This window comes from Actinomadura sp. BRA 177 (assembly GCF_013372625.1).
Classification (GTDB): domain Bacteria; phylum Actinomycetota; class Actinomycetes; order Streptosporangiales; family Streptosporangiaceae; genus Spirillospora.
In genome coordinates this window covers 1-2998 of the sequence record NZ_JABXFD010000481.1, presented here as the reverse complement: position 1 = coordinate 2998, position 2998 = coordinate 1, and the positions used below count along the sequence as shown (strand labels likewise).

Annotated in this window: 4 protein-coding genes and 1 tRNA gene; 3 read left to right on the top strand and 2 right to left on the bottom strand. The window is 66.9% G+C overall.

Annotated elements, in window-relative coordinates; all coding sequences use genetic code 11:
* The first annotated feature begins 166 nt into the window (after nucleotides 1-166).
* Entirely contained in the window at nucleotides 167-346 is a 180-nt protein-coding gene (locus HUX53_RS28010; protein ID WP_176406209.1) for a hypothetical protein, read from the top strand.
* Between the two features lie 124 nt (nucleotides 347-470).
* On the opposite strand, the gene HUX53_RS28005 is transcribed toward HUX53_RS28010, so the two are convergent.
* Nucleotides 471-695: a hypothetical protein gene (locus HUX53_RS28005; RefSeq protein WP_176406208.1), complete on the bottom strand. Its 225-nt coding sequence runs from the start codon at nucleotides 693-695 to the stop codon at nucleotides 471-473.
* A 45-nt stretch (nucleotides 696-740) separates the two neighbouring features.
* On the opposite strand from HUX53_RS28005, the gene HUX53_RS28000 reads away from it, so the two are divergent.
* Together HUX53_RS28000 and HUX53_RS27995 are read left to right on the top strand one after the other, a co-directional pair.
* A complete protein-coding gene (locus HUX53_RS28000) occupies nucleotides 741-1424 on the top strand; it encodes a DUF899 family protein (protein WP_176406207.1) in 684 nt (227 codons plus the stop codon).
* A 981-nt stretch (nucleotides 1425-2405) separates the two neighbouring features.
* Nucleotides 2406-2738 (top strand): tyrosine-type recombinase/integrase, encoded by a 333-nt coding sequence (locus HUX53_RS27995; protein WP_176406210.1) that lies wholly within the window; start codon nucleotides 2406-2408, stop codon nucleotides 2736-2738.
* 57 nt (nucleotides 2739-2795) lie between these two features.
* On the opposite strand, the gene HUX53_RS27990 is transcribed toward HUX53_RS27995, so the two are convergent.
* A tRNA-Val gene (locus tag HUX53_RS27990) sits at nucleotides 2796-2870 on the bottom strand.
* Nucleotides 2871-2998 lie beyond the last annotated feature (128 nt).

Below are 2998 nucleotides of genomic sequence, written 5' to 3'. Positions count from 1 at the left end.
CCCAACAACCCCGGCCTTCACCCCCCACCACCCGTCCCGCTACCTAAGGCCATAACCGCACACGGGGGCACGACCCCCTGTTTCCCGAATCGAAACAGGGGGTCGGCCACCCCACTCCGTGTACAACTGGCCGGCCCCCGAGCGCTATAGCTGACGCTCACTGAACATGCTCGAGTCACGCCGGACCCGGCATGAGGAGTCGGCCGGGCTCAGCACCACCCGAACCGGCCAGGCAGACCCCGAGAACGAGACACTGCTGGCCGAGCCCACCGCCGAACTCAAGGAGCAGCCGAGGAATCCGACACCGCACGCTCCCCAAAACGAGAAATCGCCACCGCCTTCCTGACCGCCTCCCGCGGCGGAGACTTCACCGCCCGCCGGGAACTCCTCGCCCCGGGCACAAGATCCGCGGCGCCCACGAGATGGCAACCTTCTTCGCCGGCCAAGCCAGGCCGCCCGCCCCGCCCTGGTCAACGGCGACCCCAGCAGCCGTCTGGACCCACCACGGCACCCCAATGGCCGGCGATGACCCGCCCCGTCTCCTGCACGATCACCGTCCATGCCCTAAATGAGGCGCTTTCTACCGCGACGTACTCGGCTTTGACGTCTGTCGCCTCCGAGGGGACGCAGCAGGCGAGCACCAGCCAGCACATCAGCCGGACGTCCTCGCGGGTCACCGGCGATGAGTTCGGCATGCGGGCATGGTCCACACGTAGAGACACGCGATCCTCGGAGGAGCCATGACCACCAAAGCACTACCGCCCGTCGTCGACACCGAGACCTGGCAGCGCCACCTCGACGAGTTGCGCGCCCGCGAGAAGGCCGCGACCCGCGAACTCGACGCGATCGCCGCCCAGCGCCGCCGAATGCCGATGGTCAAGCTGCCCGAGTACACCCTGGAAGGCGAGGAAGGACCGGTCACACTCGCCGAAATCTTCGACGGCAGGCCCCAACTGATCGTCTACAACCACATGTGGTTCCCCGGCGAAACATGGCAGTGCCCAGGCTGCACCGGCTTCACCTCACAGTTCACCCGCCTGGAGTTCCTAGAGGCCTACGACGCCAGGTTCGTCATCGTCACCCAGGGCCCGATAGACGAGGCCCTAGCCTACAAAAACCGCGTCGGAAACAAGATGACCTGGTACTCCACCGCGAACAGCCCCTTCGGCACCGACGTAGGCGCACCCCCTGGCGGCGGCTTCGCCGTCAACGTCTTCCTACGCGACGGCGACACCGTCTACCGAACCTGGCACACGAACGGCCGAGGCACCGAACAACTCAGCCACTCCTTCGCCCTGATCGACCTACTCCCCTACGGCCGCCAGGAGGAATGGCAGGACTCCCCCAAGGACTGGCCCCAATCCCCCACCTACACCCGCTGGCCCGACTCCAAAACAATCGCCACCCACTACGGCCTCACCTAACCAAAGCCACAGACACCGATCAAAGCCGTGACTGTCCCGCACCGCCGCGCCCCAGGTACCTGCGGACCCGGCCGCTGATGGAGAAGGGCGTAACTCCCCTGAGCAACATCTTCATCACCGATGACGCAACGCAACGGCTCAAGAACCGTAGGCACTCACAAGATCGAAGGCCATGTTCCGCTGCCACGGATCATGGCCTTCGGCATGGGTGGGCCCAGCGCACCCAAGTGGCACGGGGCCGTCCTGCCGCGTGGCACGCACACGTCTCCCCGCCTGAGCTTCCCATCTGCCGTCGTCCCGCGTTCCGCGCTTCCAGACCAGGGCCAGGTAGATCTCCGATCGGGACGTCGGCGGACGGGAAGCTCGGGCATCCCCAACCACCAACAACCGTCACGGGCGCGGAATGAGCTTGCCAGAGCCAGAAAGCCCCCGCTGGAGGCTTCGATACCGTGGACGTCGTGTCCACCAGCTCTCCCACTTGCCCCACCTGTAATCGAGTGCTGAAGTGGGGCGGCCTGGTCCTCATGTTCCGGGAGGACGACGGGAAACGCGTGTGCCGCGCCCTGTGGGGATGTGCCGATAGTCACCAGTGGTGGATGTGGGCGGACAGACCCGCATCCGCATTGGAGCCGTGCCCGTATCCAGATCTGTTTGGTTCCTGAGGCGGCCGGCGCGCCCCGTGGTGACCAGTCGGAGCTGGGCCGGCGGACGTGGCGCGATGCGCGCCGGTGACCGGCGCCCACACCGCACGCTCCGGGCGGCAAGACGCGGAGCCGCGCAGCGGCCCAAGCGCCGCCGCCTCTTGACCTCAACGCCGGGACGGTCACCGTCCGGCAAGCGCAAGTCGAGTTGGACACCGGCGAACTGATCATCGGGCCGCCCAAGTCACGGGCTGGCCTCCGCACCCTGGCACTCCCTCAAGCGATCCTCTCCGATTTGCGGTGACATCTCGGCAACTTCACCGGAGCCGGGGATGGCGCGCTGATCTTCACCGGAAAACGCGGAGACGTCCTGCGGCGGGCGAACTCCCGGCGCGCTATCAAGTGGGGCGCGGCCGTGGCCAAGCTCGGCGTGCCGAACCTCCATTTTCACGACCTCCGCCACACCGGCAACACGTTCGCGGCCGAGTCCGGCGCGACGCTCCGCGACCTCATGGAACGGATGGGCCATGACAGCGTGCGGGCCGCGATGATCTACCAGCACCGGACGGCGGGCGGTAACCGAGCCATCGCCCAAGCCATGGACAACAAGATCAACAACGCCAACCCGGATGACGACGACGGGGCGGCCGGGAGGCTCGCGCTCGTCGGCTAATGGCACGCTAATGGCACGAAGACCCTGTTCCCGTGATCGGGAACAGGGTCTTTTCGCTGGTGGGCGCGGACGGTTTCGAACCGCCGACTCCTCGCTTGTAAGGCGAGTGCTCTACCCCTGAGCTACGCGCCCCGCGTTGCCGGGAAAGCGTACCCGGTTCGTGGGGGCCTTCGCGAAACGGTATTCGGGTGCGGACGGTCAGGAGGTGGGCGTTAGGTGGGTCAGGGCGGCGGCCAAGCGGTCGGTGGTGGTTGGGGTGG

Bases quoted from the DNA above. Each gene is read 5' to 3' on its own strand.
- HUX53_RS28010 (WP_176406209.1), top strand. From the start codon at position 167: ATGCTCGAGTCACGCCGGACCCGGCATGAGGAGTCGGCCGGGCTCAGC.
- HUX53_RS28005 (WP_176406208.1), bottom strand. From the start codon at position 695: ATGCCGAACTCATCGCCGGTGACCCGCGAGGACGTCCGGCTGATGTGC.
- HUX53_RS28000 (WP_176406207.1), top strand. From the start codon at position 741: ATGACCACCAAAGCACTACCGCCCGTCGTCGACACCGAGACCTGGCAG.